The sequence below is a fragment of the Rhizobium sp. X9 genome (genome assembly GCF_018873185.1).
In the GTDB taxonomy this organism is placed as follows: Bacteria; Pseudomonadota; Alphaproteobacteria; order Rhizobiales; family Rhizobiaceae; genus Agrobacterium; species Agrobacterium oryzihabitans.
The window spans coordinates 1,291,830-1,311,611 of record NZ_CP071312.1; the positions used below are offsets into that span (position 1 = coordinate 1,291,830).

20 protein-coding genes are annotated in these 19,782 nt (G+C 60.7%); 16 read left to right on the forward strand and 4 right to left on the reverse strand.

Going from position 1 to position 19,782, the window contains the following annotated elements:
* Positions 1-11 precede the first annotated feature (11 nt).
* The 4 genes from JZY08_RS20835 to gltS all read right to left on the reverse strand — a co-directional run bounded on the left by JZY08_RS20835 (position 12) and on the right by gltS (position 6,727).
* Positions 12-1,124, reverse strand: a complete 1,113-nt coding sequence (locus JZY08_RS20835) for an ABC transporter permease (protein WP_077548372.1) — start codon at positions 1,122-1,124, stop codon at positions 12-14.
* A 3-nt stretch (positions 1,125-1,127) separates the two neighbouring features.
* Positions 1,128-3,914, reverse strand: a complete 2,787-nt coding sequence (gene rbbA, locus JZY08_RS20840; RefSeq protein WP_077548373.1) for a ribosome-associated ATPase/putative transporter RbbA — start codon at positions 3,912-3,914, stop codon at positions 1,128-1,130.
* Positions 3,911-4,978 carry an HlyD family efflux transporter periplasmic adaptor subunit gene (locus tag JZY08_RS20845; protein WP_077548374.1) on the reverse strand — a complete coding sequence of 356 codons (1,068 nt, stop codon included), beginning with the start codon at positions 4,976-4,978 and terminating at the stop codon, positions 3,911-3,913. The genes rbbA and JZY08_RS20845 overlap by 4 nt, the downstream gene beginning before the upstream one ends.
* A 552-nt stretch (positions 4,979-5,530) precedes the next feature.
* Positions 5,531-6,727, reverse strand: a complete 1,197-nt coding sequence (gltS, locus tag JZY08_RS20850; RefSeq protein WP_077548375.1) for a sodium/glutamate symporter — start codon at positions 6,725-6,727, stop codon at positions 5,531-5,533.
* 231 nt (positions 6,728-6,958) lie between these two features.
* Here gltS and JZY08_RS20855 point away from each other — a divergent pair, with 231 nt between their 5' ends.
* From JZY08_RS20855 to nqrF, 16 genes are all read left to right on the forward strand, one after another.
* Positions 6,959-7,573 carry a TetR/AcrR family transcriptional regulator gene (locus JZY08_RS20855; protein ID WP_077548376.1) on the forward strand — a complete coding sequence of 205 codons (615 nt, stop codon included), beginning with the start codon at positions 6,959-6,961 and terminating at the stop codon, positions 7,571-7,573.
* A gap of 175 nt (positions 7,574-7,748) precedes the next feature.
* Positions 7,749-9,164, forward strand: a complete 1,416-nt coding sequence (locus JZY08_RS20860; RefSeq protein WP_112585275.1) for a bifunctional enoyl-CoA hydratase/phosphate acetyltransferase — start codon at positions 7,749-7,751, stop codon at positions 9,162-9,164.
* On the forward strand, positions 9,161-10,336 hold the full coding sequence (locus JZY08_RS20865) for an acetate/propionate family kinase (protein WP_077548378.1): 1,176 nt from the start codon (positions 9,161-9,163) through the stop codon (positions 10,334-10,336). The genes JZY08_RS20860 and JZY08_RS20865 overlap by 4 nt, the downstream gene beginning before the upstream one ends.
* Before the next feature lie 3 nt (positions 10,337-10,339).
* Entirely contained in the window at positions 10,340-10,519 is a 180-nt protein-coding gene (locus JZY08_RS20870) for a hypothetical protein (protein WP_216333521.1), read from the forward strand.
* 145 nt (positions 10,520-10,664) lie between these two features.
* Positions 10,665-11,783 (forward strand): alpha/beta hydrolase, encoded by a 1,119-nt coding sequence (locus tag JZY08_RS20875; protein WP_077548380.1) that lies wholly within the window; start codon positions 10,665-10,667, stop codon positions 11,781-11,783.
* Between the two features lie 37 nt (positions 11,784-11,820).
* On the forward strand, positions 11,821-12,423 hold the full coding sequence (locus tag JZY08_RS20880) for an HdeD family acid-resistance protein (protein WP_077548381.1): 603 nt from the start codon (positions 11,821-11,823) through the stop codon (positions 12,421-12,423).
* 312 nt (positions 12,424-12,735) lie between these two features.
* Entirely contained in the window at positions 12,736-13,584 is an 849-nt protein-coding gene (locus JZY08_RS20885; protein ID WP_112585277.1) for a universal stress protein, read from the forward strand.
* Positions 13,585-13,657: 73 nt separating this feature from the next.
* A complete protein-coding gene (locus tag JZY08_RS20890) occupies positions 13,658-14,179 on the forward strand; it encodes a DUF1269 domain-containing protein (RefSeq protein WP_077548383.1) in 522 nt (173 codons plus the stop codon).
* A 241-nt stretch (positions 14,180-14,420) separates the two neighbouring features.
* On the forward strand, positions 14,421-14,768 hold the full coding sequence (locus tag JZY08_RS20895; protein WP_253204171.1) for a hypothetical protein: 348 nt from the start codon (positions 14,421-14,423) through the stop codon (positions 14,766-14,768).
* Positions 14,753-15,124: a hypothetical protein gene (locus JZY08_RS20900; RefSeq protein WP_216331582.1), complete on the forward strand. Its 372-nt coding sequence runs from the start codon at positions 14,753-14,755 to the stop codon at positions 15,122-15,124. The genes JZY08_RS20895 and JZY08_RS20900 overlap by 16 nt, the downstream gene beginning before the upstream one ends.
* A 3-nt stretch (positions 15,125-15,127) precedes the next feature.
* Positions 15,128-15,661 (forward strand): hypothetical protein, encoded by a 534-nt coding sequence (locus tag JZY08_RS20905; protein WP_112585281.1) that lies wholly within the window; start codon positions 15,128-15,130, stop codon positions 15,659-15,661.
* Positions 15,658-16,464, forward strand: a complete 807-nt coding sequence (locus JZY08_RS20910) for an RnfABCDGE type electron transport complex subunit D (RefSeq protein WP_112585283.1) — start codon at positions 15,658-15,660, stop codon at positions 16,462-16,464. The genes JZY08_RS20905 and JZY08_RS20910 overlap by 4 nt, the downstream gene beginning before the upstream one ends.
* Complete coding sequence (nqrC, locus tag JZY08_RS20915; RefSeq protein WP_112585285.1) at positions 16,457-17,275, forward strand: NADH:ubiquinone reductase (Na(+)-transporting) subunit C; 819 nt, start codon at positions 16,457-16,459, stop codon at positions 17,273-17,275. Before JZY08_RS20910 ends, nqrC begins: the two co-directional genes overlap by 8 nt.
* Positions 17,272-17,931, forward strand: a complete 660-nt coding sequence (locus tag JZY08_RS20920; protein WP_112585287.1) for an NADH:ubiquinone reductase (Na(+)-transporting) subunit D — start codon at positions 17,272-17,274, stop codon at positions 17,929-17,931. The genes nqrC and JZY08_RS20920 overlap by 4 nt, the downstream gene beginning before the upstream one ends.
* Entirely contained in the window at positions 17,928-18,530 is a 603-nt protein-coding gene (gene nqrE / locus JZY08_RS20925; protein WP_112585289.1) for an NADH:ubiquinone reductase (Na(+)-transporting) subunit E, read from the forward strand. The genes JZY08_RS20920 and nqrE overlap by 4 nt, the downstream gene beginning before the upstream one ends.
* Entirely contained in the window at positions 18,527-19,747 is a 1,221-nt protein-coding gene (gene nqrF, locus JZY08_RS20930) for an NADH:ubiquinone reductase (Na(+)-transporting) subunit F (protein ID WP_112585291.1), read from the forward strand. The genes nqrE and nqrF overlap by 4 nt, the downstream gene beginning before the upstream one ends.
* Positions 19,748-19,782: the final 35 nt, after the last annotated feature.

Genomic DNA, 19,782 nt, shown 5'->3' on the forward strand with positions numbered 1-19,782 from the left:
GGTACCCGCTCCTATCGTAGGAAGCTTCGGAAGCGGCGCAGCGCGAATACGAACAGTGCCGCCCCGATCAAAACGAGCGTCAGCAACTGCGGCCACACCACATCGAGGCCCGCCCCGCGAAACAGGATCGACTGGGCGAGGATGACGAAATGTGTGTTCGGCGCGGCCATCATGATGTCCTGGATGACCTGAGGCATGCTCTCGCGGGGCGTGACGCCGCCTGACAGGACCTGCAACGGCAGCAGGACGAGCATCAGCAACAGGCCGAACTGCGGCATGGACCCGGCGATCGTCGCAAGGAAGATCCCCATGCATGTCGTGGCGATGAGCTGTAGCGCCGCCCCTGCCAGAAAAAGGCCGACAGAGCCTTGAATGGGAACCTGAAGGACGCCCTGCACGACGAACACGATCGAGACAGCGGAAGCAACGAGAACGACAAGCCCCATCGACCAGATCTTGCTGAGCATGATCTCGGTCGGCGTCACCGGCATCACCAGCAGATGCTCGATCGTCCCGTGCTCGCGCTCGCGGATGAGGGCCGCGCCGGTGAGGACGATCGACAGCATGGTGATGGACGAGATCACGTTGGTAATGGCGCCGAACCAGCCCTTGTTGAGTTCCTGGTTGAAGCGGGACCGCAGCGCCAGATCGACAGGAACCTCTGTGCCACCCCTGTACCGGTTGAGATATTCGCTGACTTCACTGGAGACGATGGACTGGATGTATCCGCCGCCGCTGAAGGCCTGCGACATGCGGGTGGCGTCAACGTTAAGCTGGATGGTAGGCGCTCTGCCGGCGAGCAGATCGCGCTGGAAATTGGGTGGAATGTTGAGGGCGAAAGTATCGATACCGGCGTCCATGCGACTGTCCATCTCATGTTGCGATATGAGCTTCGGGATCGAAAAATACGGCGGGTAGAACGCGGTCAGGATGCGGAAGGAAACCGGCGACTGGTCCTCATCGACGACGGCGATAGCCGCCTTGTTGAGTGTCTCGGGCATTGAAGTCGATGCCGTGTAGATCGACAGGGTGAAGGCATAGAGGATCAGGACGACGAGCATGGGGTCACGGGCGAGACCGCGCAGCTCCTTGACGCCGAGTTGGGCGATGTTGGCCAAGCGCATGGATCACCCCGCCTGTTTCTTGAGAAGTGCCGCCCCGCAGCAAAGAAGAACCGGGACGGCGATTAAAAGTGGAATGAAGGAGGCGGCGAGATCCTTGAACTCGAGAGCCTTCGAGAACGTGCCACGCACGATGGTGACAAAATAGGTCGTCGGATAAATCTGGCCGATATAGGCGCCCGCACCTTGAAGCGAGGAGACCGGATCGATCATCCCCGAATACTGCACGGCCGGAATGAGGGTTAGCAGCGCTGTGCCAAAAATTGCCGCGATCTGGCTGTTCATGAAGGTGGAAATCAGCAGTCCGAGCCCGGTTGCAGCCGTGACGTAGAGCAGCGCGGCACCCGTCAGCGTCAGGAAGCTGCCAGTCAGCGGCACCTGGAAGACGAAGATTGCGAATGCCGTCAGCATGAAGAAGTTGAGCATGGCAAGCGCGATGTAAGGGATCTGCTTGCCGAGCAGGAATTCGATCCTCGTCACCGGCGTCACATAGAAATTGATGATGGAGCCGAGCTCCTTCTCGCGCACCACGCTCAGAACCGCGAGCATAGCCGGGATCATCATCAGCAACAGCGGTATGACCGCCGGCACCATCGCCTTGAGGCTCTCGACACTCGGATTGTAGCGGTATCGAAGGGCGATCTGGAAATTGCCGATCGTTGCTGCGTCACCATAGAGTTCACGCGCCTTTTGGGTGAGCCATGTCTGATGCATGCCCTGCACGTAGCCTCGTACGGTCTCGGCTCTCGAAGGCATGGCGCCGTCGATCCAGGCACCAATCTCGACATTGGTGCCACGTGCGACATCGCGCCCGAAGCCTGGAGGGATTTCCAATGCGAGGCTGAGTTCGCCGTTACGCATGCGACGGTCCAGATCGTTGTAATCGACAATCGGCGCCTTTTCCGTGAAATAGCGCGATCCGGCGATCTGAAGCGTGTAATCGCGGCTGATCGTCGTGTCGTCCCGATCGAGCACAGCAAAGGACAGGTTCTCGATATCCATGTTGATGCCGAAACCGATGACGAACATCAAAATGACGCTGCCGAGGATAGCCAGCGTCGCGCGGATCGGATCCCTGCGGAGTTCGAGCGACTCGCGTCGTGTATAGGCCAGCATACGGCGCAGATTGAAACTGGAGCTGGCGGATGAGGCCGGCGGGGGCGCAGCGGCTTCATCCGCCTCTTCACGCTGCGTGAGTGGGGCGGACGCAGGTGAAGCCTGTTCGCCGATGGCCTCCTCCAGATAGGAAATGAAGGCTTCCTCCAGCGTCTTGGCTGAACGTGTCTCGATGATGCCGCGCGGTGTGTCGCTGACGAGCACCTTGCCGGCATGCATGAGCGAGATACGGTCGCAAAGCTCGGCTTCGTTCATGAAATGGGTCGAAACGAAGATGGTCACGCCATCTTTGCGCGACAGGTCGGAGAGGATCTGCCAGAACCCGTCGCGCGCCACCGGATCGACGCCCGAGGTGGGTTCGTCAAGGATCAGAATGTCAGGCGCATGGATCATGGCGACCGCGAGCGACAATCGCTGCCGTATCCCGAGTGGCAGCGCATCCGGCAAGGCATCCATGATTTCGGTAAGATCGAAGCGTTCCGCCATCTCCGCAATGCGCGCTGGAATTTTCTCAGCCGGCAGGTTGAACAGCCTGGCGTGCAAGTCGAGGTTCTGGCGGACCGTAAGCTCGGTGTAGAGCGAGAAGGCCTGGCTCATATAGCCGACCTTGCGCCTGACCTCGATATCCTTCGGATCGACCTCTTGGCCGAACAGCTTCGCCGTTCCCTCTGTTGCCGCCAGCAGGCCGGTCAGCATCTTCATCGTCGTGGTCTTGCCGCAACCATTCGAGCCGAGAAAGCCGAATATCTCTCCGCGCGGGATCTGGAAACTAACGTTATCGACTGCGGTGAAGTCGCCGAACCGCATGGTCAGATGTTCGGCCTCGATAGCGAAGTCCGTCTGGGATTCATCGGATCGTGGCGGTATGACGACCTCGCGATGGCCGCGGCGACGTTCTTCCGGGAGCAGGGCGACGAAGGCTGCGTCGAGGTTCGCGGCTCCGGTGCGCGCGAGCAGTTCATCAGGTGTGCCTGTTGCGAGTATCTTGGCGTCATCCATCGCGACCAGCCAGTCGAAGCGCTGGGCTTCCTCCATATAGGCGGTGGCGACGACCACGCTCATCGACGGGCGGTCGCGGCGGATATCGTCGATCAATTCCCAGAACTGGCGGCGCGACAACGGGTCGACACCGGTGGTCGGCTCGTCGAGGATGAGCAGATCGGGGTCATGGATCAGAGCGCAGCAAAGCCCGACCTTCTGCTTCATGCCGCCGGACAGTTTGCCGGCCGGTCGATCAGGAAAGGGGGCGAGGCCCGTGCGCTTTAGCAAATCGTCGATGCGCATTTCTCGCTCGCGTTTGTCCTGACCGAAAAGGCGCGCAAAAAACTCGATGTTCTCGAACACCGATAACGTCGGGTAGAGATTCTTGCCCAGCCCCTGCGGCATGTAAGCGATCTGCGGGCAGATCCGGTCTCGGTGCTTCTTGTCAGCGATGTCGCCGCCCAGGACTTCGATATGGCCGTCCTGAATCTTATGAGCGCCGGCAACCAGGCTGAGCAGGCTGGATTTTCCCACACCGTCGGGACCGATCAATCCGACCATTATCCCGGCGGGAATATCGAGAGAGATCGCGTCGAGCGCGCGCGTCTTGCCATAGGACAGACTAACATCCGCGATCTTCACAACCGCAGGAGCGGGCTCTCGCGCATTTTGCTCTCCTGGCAACGAACCGCTCATTTCACCAGCGCCTCGTTAAGATGAGCAGGCCATTCGGCATCCTGCGCGATGCGGACATAGGCCATGCCGGGAAGCCCTGTCTTGACGTATTGGATATGCTCGCGGAGCAGTTCAGGCGCGATCTTCGCCCTGATGCGGAACATCAGCTTCTGGCGCTCTTCCTCGGTCTCGACGGTTTTTGGCGTGAACTGCGCGACGTCCGCCACGAAGCTCGCTTTGGCTGGGATGACATATTGGGGCGCGGCATCGAGAACCAGACGCACATCCGATCCTAACGGAATGCGGCCCGCCTGCTCTGTGGGCAGGAAGAAGGTCATATAGACATCGCTCAGATCGACGATGTTGAGGACCCGACCTCCAGCCGACAGCACTTCACCCGGCTGGGCTACGCGGTATTGCACGCGTCCTTCGCGGGGTGATCTCAGCGTGCTGTCGTTGATATCAGCAACAATGCTTTCAATAGCAGCCTGGGCGGCCACGACGGACGCCTCGGCATCGACGATCTGGGCCTTGGCGGCGCCGATTGCTGCCTCTGAAGCGGAAAGGGACGCCTTTGAGGCCGCGACGGCGGCGCGGGCTCTCTGTGCGGATGCGCGGTCGTCGTCAAACGTCTGCTGCGATGTCGTGTTGGTGCGGATCAATTGCTCGGTGCGCGCAAGTTTGCGTTCCGCGGCATCCTGTTCGGCTTCCCGCTGGCCGATCACCGCGGCGGCAGCCTCACGTTCCGCTTCACGCTGGGACAGAAGGCTTCGGGCGGTATCGACGCTGATGGCGGCGCGCTGCAGTGACGCTTCGGCCTGCTTTCGCTGCGCTTCAAGCTGTTGCGTATCCATGACGGCGAGGACCTGGCCGGCCGTCACGAACGCGCCTTCATCGACCAGGATCTCCTTGATGCGTCCCGCGGTCTTGGTGGAAATGTCGATTTCGGTCGCTTCGATGCGGCCGTTTCCGCCGGCAATCCCGGCCGGCAGACCGGATGGGTCGTAAATGCGCAATGCGTAATAACCACCGGCAACGACAGCAATGACGACGACGCCAATGATCCAGTTCTTCAGCGATTTCATGAGCGGACTTCCCCTTTCGCGGTTGCATAAGCGAGCTGGGCTTGGACGCGGAAACGATCTGATGTCAGGGTGCAGAGGGTCATTGTCATGGTGAGGAGCCTGCCTTGGTGGCGCAAACCCGCCGTTGGGCGGACGCGAGACGTCACGGCTGCCCAACCGGCTTGCTGATGAAAGTTCGATCTGATGCGGTCACTTGAAAATTCTGGAAATCCGGCAGAAGCGAAGCGTGACCGCCATCCGTCGTCAAAGCAGGTCTTGAACCTGATTTTTCTCGTGTAAGCGAGGCGTATACTTTGGAAAGCCGCCGCGAAAGGCGGTTTTGTTGGAGCGTTCTTCATTGCCCACCTGAGTGTTTGCGTGAAGAACTGCTATTTGCCCCAGTATCATCAGCGCGTGATTTGAAATTCAGAACATATCATCACCTGATGACAGGCATGTCAATGGTCAAGGCTGTAATACCACGGCGTGCCGGTTGCCGGCTTCGTATCTCGTCGGGTGACGACACCGTGAACCATGTCGTCGCTGCAGCCATGACGAAACGAAACGGTTTCATCAGCCGACGAAAGCCGAGATGATTAAGGCATTGACGATATCAATGAAGAAGCCGCATACCAGAGGCACAACGACAAAGGCGCGATGCGACGCGCCATGTTGCTGGGTGACCGCAGTCATGTTGGCGATCGCGGTCGCCGTCGACCCGAGAGCTATCCCGCCGAAGCCGGCTGATATCACCACGGCCTCGTAGTCGCGTCCCATAAGACGGAATACGACGACGATCGTGAAGATGATCGCGAGTGCGATTTGAACGGCCAGGGCGCAGGCAACGAATATGAAGACGCCGTTGAGCTGCCAGAGCTGAAGGCCCATCAATGCCATCGTCAGAAAAAGGCCGAGCGCAAGGTCTGATATCAGAGCAAGGCCGTCATCCACGCCGGGCCATAGTCTGAGCACCCTGGAACTGACAGCAATCGGCATGAGGTTCCGGATGACGATCCCGGCCATGAGGCAGCTTACGAAGCCTGGAAGATTGAGACCGGTGAGAGCGAGAATGTGACTGATGCCGAGACCGAGAATCAGAGCCAGGTTCAGGGCGAGGAGCGCCCAAAGGACACAGAAATAATCCAGCCCGGATTGCCGGCCATCATTGGAAGCGCCTATGTCGAGTTCCGCGGAATGGGTAGGGACGACGCTATGGCGCTTGATCAGGTAAGCAGCGACCGGGCCGCCGATCATGCAAGCTGCGATCAATCCGATGGTGTTGGCCGCGACGCCAAGTTCCATAGCATTCGGGATGCCAAGCCTTTCGATGAAAATTGGCGCCCAGGCGAGCGTCGTACCGATCCCGCCCGTCAGCGAAATTGATCCCACCATCAGTCCGGCCCTCGCTTCAAGGCCGAAGACCGTGGCCATGCCCACGCCGGTGAGATTTTGAATGAGGATGAAGGCGATTGCGAGCGAGAGCAGAATGGCTAGCGGGCGACCGCCTGCAAGCAATGTCTTGACATCCGCCTTCAATCCGACACCGGCAAAGAATAGCAGTAAAAGGAAGTCACGCATCTGGAGATCGAAAGTGATCCGTCTATCGAACGCCGCATAGAAGAGAGCGACGACGACCGTGCAGAGAAGTCCTCCAACCACGGGTTCCGGAATGGAGTATTTTCGCAGGAGCGGCGTCTTCACGGTGACGATCTTGCCCACCAACAAAAGCGTGATAGCAATGGTGAATGTGTAGAAAGCATCGATTTCCATCTTGACCTGACATTGGACGCGAAGTGATAGACGGCGTTGCGACGCTTGGATCGTTACTGCCGAACAGGATTGCTATGAATCGGATCCCCGCCAAGTAATTCGGCGTGAGTACTCCGAGTTTGCAGGAATGGAACGAACAGACCATTCCAGCGTTAGCCAAAGGGAAGTCATCCGCTGTTGACTAACCACACTTATGCCGATAAACCTTTCAACCGTCAATCTGGAGAGATTATGCCCAACAGACTTATCCGCCCGGTCGTGGAAGACACAACGCGTGACCGCATCCTCAAGGCCGCGATCCTGCGCTTCTCCTCACATTCCTACGAAGAGACAGGGCTTCGTGACATTGCCTCCGATGTCGGCGTCGACATGGCTTACGTGCATCGATCCTTCGGGTCGAAGGAGAAGCTTTTCCGGGAGGCCGTCAGGGCGATGCTTCGCCCGGAGGTCTGGCTGGTCGGAGAGGCGAGCGAGTTGCATATGACACTGGCAAAGGACGTCCTCGCCGACAAGGGCGCCAACGAGATCCGGCCATTCGACATCCTCGCTCGATCCTTTTCCAGCCCCGAAGCTGCGCGGGTCTTTCGTGAGCTCATCGACGAAGGCTTCGTCAAGCCGTTCGCGTCCAAATGTCAGCTCGTGTCCGAGCCGCGCGCGTCAATGATCGCCGCTCTCCTGGCCGGTGTCAGCATCCTTCGTGACGTTATCGGCACGTCAGCCCTCCAGAAGAGCGGCAAGGATCACGAACTCGCGATCCTGATATCCCAGGTCGTCGAGTTTCTTATGAACGATGACAAGGAATGCCAGACAACAGCAACCCTACCGATCAGTCGGGAGCGACAATGAATGATTTGAGCAGGTTGGACGTTGAGGCAACGCAAATCTCTGACAAAACTTTGGGCACAGAGGTCTATCGCACCATCGATCGGACGCGCGAGGCGCTGAGGGCACGGATGACTGGAGGGTCTCCCTCCCATCGCGGCTTCGCCCGGCACCTATGTGTTCCAGAAGTGAGGGCGCGATGGCGGACAATTTGCTGAGAAACCATACCTTCGCCGATCTCAAGGTCGGCGATACCGCGAGCCTCACCCGTGTTGCTGGGCGTAACGATATCGATCTGCTGACTGCCATGGCTGGCGGGAGTTGGCCGGCTTCTTGCGATGCGGCGCCAGAAGCGACGACGCTCTTCAACGAGATCGTCGCCAACGGCCTCTGGACCGGAGCGCTCGTTTCGCTCGTCCTCGGCACAAGATTCCCGGGGCCCGGGACGATCTATCTCGGGCAGGACTTCCGCTTCGTGAAACCCGTCGCCGCAGGCGACACGATCACGGCAAGCGTGAAGGTGAGGCAGAAGAACACCGAAACGCGCATGGTCGCGCTGGAAACGACTTGCTTCAATCAAAAAGGTGAGCTTGTTTTGACCGGGACGGCGACAGTTCTTGCACCCGAACAATCCATCGAATGGACCGAGGCTGCTTCCATCTCTGGCTCCACGGCCTCGGCATCTGCGAGCCGGTACGAATCCTTCGTCGCGGAAGCGCGCAGCCTGCCCCCGGTGCGGGCCGCTGTCGTTCACCCCTGTTCTGCCGGCGCGATCCTGGCCGCAGTCGAGGTTCGCCAGCAGGGCCTGTTCGAGCCGCTGCTGGTCGGACCGGTCGCGAAGATCCGTGCTGCTGCTGATGCTGCGAAGGTCGATCTTGGTGATATGGCAATCGAAGATGTTGCCCATAGCCACGCGGCGGCCGCACGCGCGGTGGAGCTTGCTGTCGCTGGTGAGGTCGCGGTTCTTGTCAAGGGCAGCCTGCATACCGATGAACTTCTGGGCGCTGTCATCGCGACCGGTTCCGGGTTGAGAACCGAACGGCGCATCAGCCATGTCTTCGCGCTCGATGTCCCGGCTTACGACAAGCCGCTGATCGTTACCGATGCGGCGATCAACATCCAGCCGACGCTCGATCAGAAACGCGATATCTGCCAGAACGCCATCGATCTTCTCCGGGCGCTTGGCGTCGAGGAGCCGCGCGTTGCCGTGCTCGCAGCCGTCGAGACCGTCAATGCGAAGATGCCGTCGACCTTGGATGCCGCGGCGCTGACGGTAATGGCGGCGCGTGGCCAGATCACCGGCGGGCGCGTCGATGGCCCACTTGCATTCGACAATGCGATCAATATCGAGGCGGCGAGGACAAAAGGGATCGTCTCGCCGGTTGCGGGCGAGGCCGATGTTCTGCTCGTGCCGGACCTGGAGGCGGGCAATATGCTTGCCAAGCAACTGATCTATTTCGCGGGGGCGACGGCGGCCGGGATCGTGCTCGGCGCTCGCGTGCCGATCGTGCTGACCAGCCGCTCGGATCCGCTTTCGGCGCGCATCGCCTCGGCAACGCTCGCAAGGCTCCTCGTCGCTCGCAACCAGGCGCCGCAAACCGGAGCAACGCCATGAGCGAGCAACTGCTTGTCACCTTCAACGCCGGCTCGTCCACGGTCAAGATCGGCCTCTTTACCCGTTCCGAAGGTGCGCTCACACGCATCGGCAAGGGTATGATCGACTTTCGCAAGACGCCGTTGCGCTTCGAGCTTTCCGAGGGGCCGGATCGCTTCGACATCGAACTGGAAGCCGAAGCCGCGGAGGAATTGGACGATGTCTTGAGCGAGGCCTTCGGCCGCCTCTCGTGGCATTACGACATGTCCGGCGTCATGGCGATCGGCCACCGTATCGTGCACGGCGGCGATCTGTTCGATGGTGCCGTCCTGATCGATGATCGGCTGATGGCGCAGATGGAGGCGCTCGTACCGCTTGCACCGCTGCATCAGCCCCAGGCGCTGCGCCTCATCCGTGCGATCACGCGCCTCCGACCGGAGCTCAGGCAGACCGCCTCTTTCGACACTGCCTTCCATCGCACCATGTCCGAGGTCGCGCGACGCTTCGCATTGCCAAGGGCGCTCCACGAGGAAGGCATCAAACGTTATGGCTTTCACGGGCTTTCCTATCGATCGATAGCGGGGGAACTGGCCCGCAACTGGCCGGAGCATGCGGCGGGCAAGGTCGTCGTCGCCCATCTGGGGTCCGGTGCCAGCCTCTGCGCCATGTGCAACGGTGCCAGCCGCGACACCAGCATGGGGTTTTCGACGCTCGACGGTGTGCCGATGGCAACACGCTGCGGAGCGCTCGACGCCGGAGTGGTGCTGCATCTGGCAAGATCCGGTCGCGATCTCAGCGACATCGAGGACCTCCTCTATCACCAGTCGGGTCTACTGGGGGTCTCCGGCATCAGTGCTGACAGCCGCGCGCTTCTGGAAAGTGAAGAGCCGGAAGCGAAGGAAGCGATCGAACTGTTCTGCTTCAGTGTCGCAGGTGAAGTCTCGCGACTTGCCTCGACGCTCGGCGGGCTCGACGCGTTGGTGTTCACGGCCGGTATCGGCGAGCACCAGCCGGCGATCAGGGCCGATATCTGCACCCGCCTGATGTGGCTCGGCATCGATCTCGACCCGGCCGCGAACGCTGAGAACCGGACAGTCATCAGCAGCCCGGCAAGCCGCCTCGCCGTGCTCGTGATCCCAACCGACGAGGAACAGGTGATCGCTGCCGAAGCCTCAAGCGTTCTGGGAGGCTGATTAATGACTGCGACTATCGGTCTGTCCGGAATACGTGGCCTTGTGGTCGGCATCGCCAACGAAGCGTCGATTGCTGCCGGCTGCGCGGCCGAGGGCTTTGCATTGGCCATGGATGTGTCCTGCCATTCCTTCATCCGGACGGCGCGGCTCGCAGCTCCCCGGTTCGGTTGTCTACGCCGATAACGGGTTCCACATCACGGCCTGGCCGGATGGGACAATCTGGTGCCCCGAAAATACTGACGCCGCCTTTAGCGGCGGCAGGCCTGAACGCTGTTGTTCCGAAAGGCGCGATGGTTCCACAGCACTAGACATTGTTTGGTTTCAGTAAATGCGTGAATTCAGTCTTCGACTTGTATTTCTTCTCCTGACAAGCCTGCTTTCAGCCTGTGCCGGGCGTCCGGGCCCGGAACTGCTTGCCCAAACGGCTGAAACCGTCCAGGGGGCGAAGCTGACTACCGTCTATGTCGCAACCACGCGAAAGCGCGACGCGGCCGGTGTCTACACGACCGGGCGCAGCCGTGAGGTCAGCTACATCCGCTACAGGATATCTATCCCGCCGGGTCACAAGGCCGGCAATGTCGAGTGGCCGAAATCGAAGCCGAACCCGAAGACGGACTTCGTCACCGTAGACCAGCAGCTCCTCGACGCGGTGACATTCGAGGCCGAAGTCACGCGCAAACGCAATGACAAACCGCCAAGCGTTGGCGTGTTTGTGCATGGCTACAACACCAATTTCACCGAGGCCGTCTATCGCGTCGCACAAATGGCAGCGGATGCCGGCACTGGCGCCGCTCCGATTCTGTTTGCCTGGCCGTCCGAAGGGGCTCTGAGCGGCTACGTCGCGGATAAGGATGCGGTGACGTTTTCGCGCGACCAGTTGGCGGATCTGCTCACCACGCTTGCAGCCAAGCAGACGCAGGGACCGATCACGCTCGTCGGCCACAGCATGGGAGGATGGCTGACGACGGAAGCGGTGCGCCAGCTTCGGCTTACAGGCAAGGATGCGGTCATCCGCCGACTGCAGGTGGTGCTCGCGGCGCCAGACATCGACGTTGACGTGTTTGAAGCGCAATTGGCGGCGATAGGGCCACTCAACCCGCCCATGACCATCCTTGTGTCCAGGGACGACAGGGCACTGCAGGTGTCGGAACTTCTATCTACCGAACGTCAGCGTCTGGGCAGGATCGACGTGACGGATCCTAAAATCGAGGAGGCAACGCGCAAGGCGAATGTACAGGTGATCGATATATCGGACGTCGAGGCCTCCGATAGCTTCAGACACAATCGTTTTGTCGGTCTCGCCGCGCTTTATCCGAAACTCTCGGCTCGCAATGGCGCTGGCGACCCGCAAAACATCAGGCAAGCCGGAGCTTTCGTGTTCAATTCCGCCGGTGCGGTTCTTTCAAGCCCGTTCATACTGGCTGGCAAGATCGTCGGCGGCAACTGACACGCGTGAACACCCGCAGTTCCAGGAGGAAAAACCCATGACGACCATGAACTTCAGAATGCTCGATTCCACCGATCTGCGACTGTTACGGTCGCGATGGCAGTGGCTGTTGGCCGCAGGCATAGCACTTCTCTTGATTGCGTTTGCCGCCCTGTCCAATCTTCTGCTGGCGACAGTCGTTTCGGTGCTTTTTGTGGGCGTTACGATGCTGCTGGCCGGTGCGGCGCATATCGTCTTCGCCGTTCAGATGAAGCGTCGGAGCCATTTGCTCGGGTTGATCGCAATCGGCGCGTTGTATGTGTCGGCGGGCCTTGTCACATTCTGGAATCCGGTATTGGCATCCAGCGTCCTCACGCTGCTCATGGCGCTCAGCCTGCTGGTCGCAGGCATTGTCAGATTTGCCGCAGGTCTGGCGGTTCGACCTGTTTCGGGTTGGGGCTGGCTGGTTGCGGCAGGCGCCACCACCGTCCTCGTTTCAATGGTCATTCTGATGGGCTGGCCCGTCAACAGCCTCTGGATCATCGGCGCGCTGCTGGCGATCGATCTGCTGATCACCGGTTGCGGCCTGAGTGCATTGGCGCTTGCACTGCGGCGATCGCCGACTTCAAGCGAGATCATCGATAAACGACACAGAGCCTGAGGTCGTCATGAAACAAGTAAAGTCGTTCACTGTGGCGGTGCGGAAGAAGCGCCGGGTGCAGAAACATCAGACGAATTGTGAGTGGCCTGCTCCGAGCACAGTCGCAGAGCCTCACCCGACGAACGAGATTGAGGCGCCAGAAGGCATCAAGCCCGAGGAGACCTCATCCGGTCACCTGTCGCGATCGCGCAGGAATTGAATGCAGGCTGGAACTGAGCCAGGGGACATATCTCCATCGGTCTTATCATCAGCTGTTGACTAATGATAATCGATCGTTAAGTTGGTCAAGCAGGCGGGCGACGGGGAGATGGAATGAATACGCCAAAAGATATTGTCGTTTATATCGACACAGCGGAAGCTTCTGTCTGCCGGGTCTATATCGATTATGCTGTTTCACTTGCACGTGTATGGGATGCACACGTCGTTGTTGCTTTTGTGCCGGAAGATTTGATCGCAACTCCCTCGCATGGCTTCGCCCGGGGGGCTGCGATCGACAGCATGATAACCGCTTTCGAGAAGCGCCGACACGACGCCGAAGAGCAGCTTCGGAAGATCCTTTCGGAGATTGCCTCCGCCAGCGGTGTAAACTGCGAACTGCGGATATGTTCTCATGAAACGGGCGAAGCGCTCATGTTGCACGCCCGGCATGCCTCTCTGGCCATCGTCGGAACGGGGCGAGATCCGGCTCGTGCGGAGACAGCTCTTACGGTTTCGGAGGATATCATCTTTGCCTCCGGTCGACCCTCGATCCTTTTGCCTGCCACCTGGCCAGGTGACAGCGCCATCCCCGAAACCATCGTGATCGGATGGAATGCCAGCCGGGAAGCGGCCCGCGCCATAGCGGATTCAATGGCATTCCTTACAACTGCTCGCGCCGTTCACGTTGTTGTTGTTCCCGAGCCCAAGGTTGCAAGGCTTCTGGGGGAAGATCCCGGAAGCGATATCGCTCTCCACCTCGCACGCCACGGGATCAGGGTGACGCTTGACCGACTGGAAGGCGACAATGCCGGTGATCTTATTCTATCCCGGGCAGAAGAGCTTGGTGCCGATATGATGGTCATGGGCGCCTACGGGCAGTCCCGGATCACCGAATTCGTTTTCGGTAGCGCAACTCGTACCATTCTGGCCAACCCGACAGTCCCGATCTTTCTCTCGCGATAAAGACTTATCGCTGGGCAGGGCAGGTGGCCCGGGAAGCTACGGAAAAAGTGATGACAACACAGGAGAACAAAGCATGTCCGATCTGATAGTCGTCGGTTTCGATACGGTTGATGAAGCCGACAAGGTGCTTCTCAAACTCGCCGCCCTGAGAAAAGAGTATCTGGTCGATCTGGAGGATGCCGTCGTCGTCGTTCGTGACGGCGAAGGCAAGGTTCATCTCAAGCAGAGCCTTAATCTGACAACCCTTGGGGCGGCGTCAGGCCTGCTGTCGGGCACGTTGTGGGGCGGTCTGGTGGGGCTTTTGTTCCTCAATCCGCTTGCCGGCATCGCCATCGGTGGCCTGACGGGGGCTGGTGTTGGCGCCTTGTCCGGCTCGCTCGCTGACTATGGCATCGACGACACGTTCATCAAATCTCTTGGCGAAACGATCCCGAACAACTCCTCGGCATTGTTCGTGCTTGTCCGAAAGGTGCAGCCGGAAAAGGTGCTGGCGGAGTTCGAGGGGTTGCGCGGTCGTGTACTCAAGACGTCGCTTTCGCCGGAACAGGAAGAGAAATTGCGAGCCGCACTTTCGCAAACGGTTACAGGCTCCTGACGGATATTGAACGGCCCTGTCGTGAACGATCAACCGAGCCCGCGCCGCTCGGTTGATCGCAGGATAAAGGTACCTGCAGCGATACGACCTATAGCGCATATCACAGTTACCCAGATCGCTTTGCAAATTGATCATAATCAATGGCACTGCCGTCGACCTCCATAATCTTATCGGAGGCCGTCAATGTTTCGGGCGAAACCGGGTTGAGTTGAACATAATCGGAGGGGCGTCAGTATTGCAGGTGAGGGTAAAAGGCGGCATCGATCTTCGGTGGGAAGGCAAACCGGCAGAGACGATCGACGAAGAAGTTGCGGTTCGCTCGGCTGCGCTTCTTGGCGATGACTATCCTGACCTGCGCCCCATCTTCGACGTCGCGGAAGGGCAATGCGTGCTAGCGGGGCAGCGGCTTTTTACGGACCGTCGACGCCCCGACCTTAGCTACACTGCCCCCCTTTCCGGAACGGTCCGGGCAATCTCACATGGCCGGCGCAGAAGCCTCGATTCGATCGTCATCGATATTGATGGGGATGATGGCATCCGATCGACCGGCCCGCGCAGCCGGATCGAGAAGCAATGCAGTCGCTTCTGATGACGAGCGGTTGCTGGCAGTCCTTTCGCACTCGCCCGTTCGGGCGGATCGCCGATCCCGCAAAAATCCCCGACGCGATCTTCCTCACCGCCATGGACACGGCGCCGCTGGCGGGCGATCCGGCGCCGGTCATAAAACGCTTCGAAACATGGTTCCGTTTGGGTGCCGCGGCGCTGTGCCACCTCACCGACGGCCCGGTTTACATCTGTCATGGCAATGATGCGTCGCTACCTGTGGTGGACGGCACCAAATCGGTCGCCTTCTCCGGCAGGCATCCGGCAGGACTTGCAGGAACGCATATCCATCACATTCACCCTGTCGATGCCACCCGGATGGTCTGGCATATCGGCTATTAGGATGTGATCGCGATCGGCTGTCTTCTGGATACGGGCCGGATCTGGACGCAGCGCGTCGTCGCACTGACGGGCCCGGGAACCCGCACGCCGCGTCTGGCTCTTGTGCCTCCAGGAGCCAATCTGCGCGATCTGTTCGAGGGCACGCTCGTGAGCCCCGCAGTCCAGTTGTTGTCAGGCTCCCCACTCTGCGGCATGGTCGAGCACTTCCTGCGGCGCTATGACGTGCAGGCCACTGCCATGCCGCACGGACATCCAGCCCGCCGCTCCTTCGTCGCCCGTTACCTTACCTCATCCGGTGAGCGGTTTCCTGCGCCGCTTATCCCCAACGCCGTCCATGAGCGGGCCGCACCCTGCGGGATCCTGCCTGCGCCGTTTCTGCGCGCTATCAGCACCGGCGATGTGGAAGCGGCCGCGAAACTCGGGGCGCTGGAGATCGTCGAGGAAGACCTCGCCCTGCTCGGCCATGTCGACGGTTCCGGCACGGATTACGGAGCCTTGCTGAGGGCGACGCTCGATGAGCTGGAGAAGGCGATATGACCGCTTTTCTGCAGGATTTGCGCGCCGGGCGCTTCGCACATATCCCATTGGCCAGCGCGGTTATGCCCGCGCTTCTGGGCCTGATTGCGCCGGTTGCGCTCATACTTTCCTTCGCCGGTTCAGCCTTCGCCATACGGCTATTGCTGGCTCTCGTCGTGACGGTCGGCTGGCAGTTTGTTTTCGCCCGCGTGCGAGGCATCGGGATCGGGCTCGACGGCATAATCACCGCCACCCTGATCGCGCTCCTCGTTCCTGTCGACGCGCCGCTTTGGCAACTGGCTCTGGGGATCAGCTTCGGCGTGGTGATCGCCGAACAGGTGTTTGGCGGACGCGGACGCAATTTCGTGCATCCGGCAGTCGCGGCACTGGCTTTCCTGATGTTCTCCTTCACCGATTTCGATTATCGGACTGGTCCCGACATTCCTGTCGCCGCCCTGGCGCCGGCAGCGCTTCTCCTGCTCCTCAGCGGGCAGGCGTCATGGCGTCTGCTGCTTGCCATTGTCGGTGCAATGGTCTTGTCCAGCTGGATGCAGGGTCAGGACGTCGCGTCTCTCCTGCTCTCGGGCGCCATCGGCTGCGCTATCCTTTTCCTGGCGGCAGATCCGGTCTGCTCCGCCGCCACCAATCCCGGCCGCTGGGCACAGGGGATCTTGACCGGCCTGCTCATCGGCCTTTTCTCGCAGGCCGGCTCGGCTTTCGGAGCCGCGATCTTCGCCATCCTGATGAGCAGCATCTTTGCGCCGTTGATCGACTTCCTGGTCGTGACCGTCCATGTGAAACGGAGGGCGAGGCGATATGGCTGATACCCCTCCCGGCAGCCGTCGATCAGGTCTCTGGCGCGGCTTTCTGGACCGGCCGAACACCGATCGCGTCAAGACGATCGGCATGTCGCTGCTGGTGGCCATCGGCTGCGGCGTGACCGTCTCGGTCGCGACTGTCACCCTGCGTCCGATCCAGCAGGCCAATATCGCCGCCCAGCAACAGGGCCGCATGGTCGCAATGCTGGAGAACCTGCCCGGGATCGGCGAGATATTAAAGGAATCCGGCGCGAGCGGCGTCGAAACACTCGTCATCGACCTCGCCAGCGGAACGGTCGCCGCCGATATCGACCCGGCGAGCTTCGATCAGCGCGCCGCGGCGGCGGATACTGAAAGAAGCACGACCGTACCACGCGCGGACGACCTCGCGGGTCTCGGCCGCCGTGAGAATCACGCGCTCGTCTACCTTCTGCGCCGCGGCGACGATCTGGCGCTCGTCGTGCTTCCGGTTCGCGGCGCGGGATATCAGTCGACCATCCGCGCCTATCTGGCGCTGGAAGCCGATCTCGACACGGTCGCCGCCTTCACTGTCTACGAACAGGGAGAAACGCCGGGCCTCGGCGCTCGTATCGCCGAGGATGGCTGGCAGGCGCAATGGGCGGGCAAGCGCATCTTCGACGATGGCGATTTCGCTATTTCCGTGGTGCGCGGAAATGCCAGCGGCCCCTACGAGGTCGACGGCATCTCCGGGGCCAGCGTCACCGGCTATGCGATCTCCGACATGCTCGAATTCTGGATGAGCGAGCACGGCTTTGGACCTTTCCTCGACAAATTGAAGAAAGGAGAAATCCGGTGACGATCGCCTTCCGCAACCTGACCGACCCTCTCGTCGACAAGAACCCTGTCACCGTGCACATTCTCGGCATCTGCTCGGCGCTCGCGGTCACGACATCGATGTCGACCGCTCTCACCATGTCGATCGCCCTGACCGTCGTGCTCGGCCTTTCGGCCGGCATCATCAGCGCGATCCGCCGCCATATCCCGTCCTCCGTCCGCATCATCCTGCAGATCACCATCATCGCCTCCCTGGTCATCGTCGCCGACCAGTTTCTGCAGGCCTTTGCCTATGAGATGAGCCAGCGGCTGACGGTGTTCGTGTCGCTGATCGCGACCAACTGTATCGTGCTCGGCCGCACCGAAGCCTATGCGCTGCACAATCCAGTGTTACCCAGCATGGTGGACGGCGTCGGCAACGGGCTGGGCTACAGCCTCGTCCTGCTGACGGTCGCGGCGATCCGCGAACTGTTCGGCTCGGGCAGCCTGTTCGGCATCGGCGTGCTGCCGCTGGTCGCCGACGGCGGCTGGTATCAGCCGCTGCGCCTGATGCTGCTCGCACCGAGCGCCTTCATCATTCTGGGGCTTCTCGTCTGGGCCGTTCGCAGCCTGCGACCGGCCCAGACGGAAGCGCCCGAGTTCGAGCTGCGCGAGCAGGAAAGGGCGGCGGAGACATGATCGAACTGTTCCAGCGCTCCATTTTCGAAGAGAATCTGGCGCTGTCCTTCTTCCTCGGCATGTGCACCTTCCTCGCCGTCTCCAAGCGCGTGGAAACGGCATTCGGCGTGGGCGTGGCGCTGATCGTGGTGCAGTCGATCAGCGTCCCCTTGAACTATCTGCTGCATGCCCATGTTCTCAGCGCAGGTGCACTCGGCTGGGCCGGCCTGCCGGATGTCGATCTCGGCTTCATGCGGCTCATCACCTTCATCGGCATCGTCGCGGCGATGGTGCAGATCATCGAAATGCTGCTCGATCGCTACGTGCCCGCTCTTTATAGCGCGCTTGGCATCTACCTACCGCTTCTCGCCATCAACTGCGCCATCATCGGCGGCAGCCTGTTCATGGTCGAGCGGCAATATGACCTTGCCGAAAGCACGGTTTACGGCGTCGGCACAGGCATCGGCTGGGCGCTTGCGATCGTCACGCTGGCGGCGGTCCGCGAGCGATTGCGCTACGCCAACGTTCCCGAAGGCTTGCAGGGCCTCGGCATCGCCTTCATCGTCACGGGCCTTCTGTCGATGGCGTTCTCCGCTTTCGTGGGAGTGCGCGTGCTATGACGGAGATCCTGCTCGGCATCGGCTTCATTTCCGTGCTGCTCGTCGTACTTGCAGCTCTTGTCCATACGGTCCGGGACTATCTGCTGCCGTCACGGCCTGTCGCGGTCACCGTCAATGGTAAGCGCGAGATCGCGGCTTTGGCTAACTTCAAACTGCTCGACATCCTTAACGCCAACGGCGTCGCCGTACCCTCGGGTTGCGCGGGCGCCGGAACTTGCGGCTTGTGCCGGGTGAGCGGGGTTTCGGGAACAGGCGACCCGCTGCCGACGGAGCGCGCTCGACTTTCGCCTGCCGACGTTCGGGCGGGAACGCGCCTCGCCTGCCAGATCGTCGTGCGAAACGATGTCGCTGTCACCGTGCCGGACGAGGTCCTCGGCATCACCACGATGCAATGCCGCGTGGCGTCATCGCGCAGCGTCACACCGCTGATCAAGGAAATCGTGCTCGCCCTGCCGGAGGGTGCGCAATTCGACTTTCGCGCGGGCAATTTCGTTCAGGTCACGGCACCTGCCTACCGCCTCGACTTTTCCGACATCGCGCTGGAGCCGCAGCACGCCGCCGAATGGAAGAAGCTCGGCATAGACAAGCTCTCGTCACAGAGCTCCCAGTCGGTCTCTCGCGCCTATTCTGTCGCCAGCCGGCCCCGTGATGCTGGCCTGATCGTCCTCAACATCCGTCTGGCCACGCCGCCGCCTGCCAAACCGCAGGCGTCTCCCGGCATCGTTTCGTCGTGGCTGTTCGGGCTGCGCGAAGGCGACGCCGTCGAAGTTGCCGGTCCTTACGGTCACTTCGGGGCTCAGGACAGCGAGCGCGAAATGGTCTTCATCGGCGGCGGCGTCGGTATGGCCCCCTTACGTGCCATCATAACGGACATGCTTGAACGGCAGGGAAGCCGGCGCAAGATCAGCTTCTGGTATGGCGCGCGCAGCCGGGGTGAACTGTTCTACGCCGAAGAATTCGATGAGCTTGCGCGACGCTACCAGAATTTCCGCTGGGTGCCGGCTCTATCGGAGCCTGCCCGTAACGACGCCTGGGAAGGCGAGACGGGCTTCGTCCACGACGTCGTCTTCAAGGCCTATCTCAAGGATCACTCGGCGCCGGAGGACTGCGAATATTACCTGTGCGGACCGCCACTGATGATCGAAGCCGTCTACGCGATGCTCGATGAATGCGGCGTCGAACGCGAAAGCATCTTCAATGACGATTTCGGGATCTAGGAGCATGAAGACTCGGCGCGACATTTTGCTTGGAC

Excerpts from the sequence above, each read along its gene's own strand:
- JZY08_RS20900 (WP_216331582.1), top strand. The coding sequence starts at position 14,753 with ATGCAGTCGCTTCTGATGACGAGCGGTTGCTGGCAGTCCTTTCGCACT.
- nqrC (WP_112585285.1), top strand. The coding sequence starts at position 16,457 with ATGGCTGATACCCCTCCCGGCAGCCGTCGATCAGGTCTCTGGCGCGGC.
- nqrE (WP_112585289.1), top strand. The coding sequence starts at position 17,928 with ATGATCGAACTGTTCCAGCGCTCCATTTTCGAAGAGAATCTGGCGCTG.
- JZY08_RS20890 (WP_077548383.1), top strand. The coding sequence starts at position 13,658 with ATGTCCGATCTGATAGTCGTCGGTTTCGATACGGTTGATGAAGCCGAC.
- JZY08_RS20885 (WP_112585277.1), top strand. The coding sequence starts at position 12,736 with ATGAATACGCCAAAAGATATTGTCGTTTATATCGACACAGCGGAAGCT.
- nqrF (WP_112585291.1), top strand. The coding sequence starts at position 18,527 with ATGACGGAGATCCTGCTCGGCATCGGCTTCATTTCCGTGCTGCTCGTC.
- JZY08_RS20855 (WP_077548376.1), top strand. The coding sequence starts at position 6,959 with ATGCCCAACAGACTTATCCGCCCGGTCGTGGAAGACACAACGCGTGAC.
- JZY08_RS20865 (WP_077548378.1), top strand. The coding sequence starts at position 9,161 with ATGAGCGAGCAACTGCTTGTCACCTTCAACGCCGGCTCGTCCACGGTC.
- JZY08_RS20870 (WP_216333521.1), top strand. The coding sequence starts at position 10,340 with ATGACTGCGACTATCGGTCTGTCCGGAATACGTGGCCTTGTGGTCGGC.
- JZY08_RS20835 (WP_077548372.1), bottom strand. The coding sequence starts at position 1,124 with ATGCGCTTGGCCAACATCGCCCAACTCGGCGTCAAGGAGCTGCGCGGT.
- JZY08_RS20875 (WP_077548380.1), top strand. The coding sequence starts at position 10,665 with ATGCGTGAATTCAGTCTTCGACTTGTATTTCTTCTCCTGACAAGCCTG.
- JZY08_RS20880 (WP_077548381.1), top strand. The coding sequence starts at position 11,821 with ATGACGACCATGAACTTCAGAATGCTCGATTCCACCGATCTGCGACTG.
- rbbA (WP_077548373.1), bottom strand. The coding sequence starts at position 3,914 with ATGAGCGGTTCGTTGCCAGGAGAGCAAAATGCGCGAGAGCCCGCTCCT.
- JZY08_RS20860 (WP_112585275.1), top strand. The coding sequence starts at position 7,749 with ATGGCGGACAATTTGCTGAGAAACCATACCTTCGCCGATCTCAAGGTC.
- gltS (WP_077548375.1), bottom strand. The coding sequence starts at position 6,727 with ATGGAAATCGATGCTTTCTACACATTCACCATTGCTATCACGCTTTTG.
- JZY08_RS20910 (WP_112585283.1), top strand. The coding sequence starts at position 15,658 with ATGACCGCTTTTCTGCAGGATTTGCGCGCCGGGCGCTTCGCACATATC.
- JZY08_RS20845 (WP_077548374.1), bottom strand. The coding sequence starts at position 4,978 with ATGAAATCGCTGAAGAACTGGATCATTGGCGTCGTCGTCATTGCTGTC.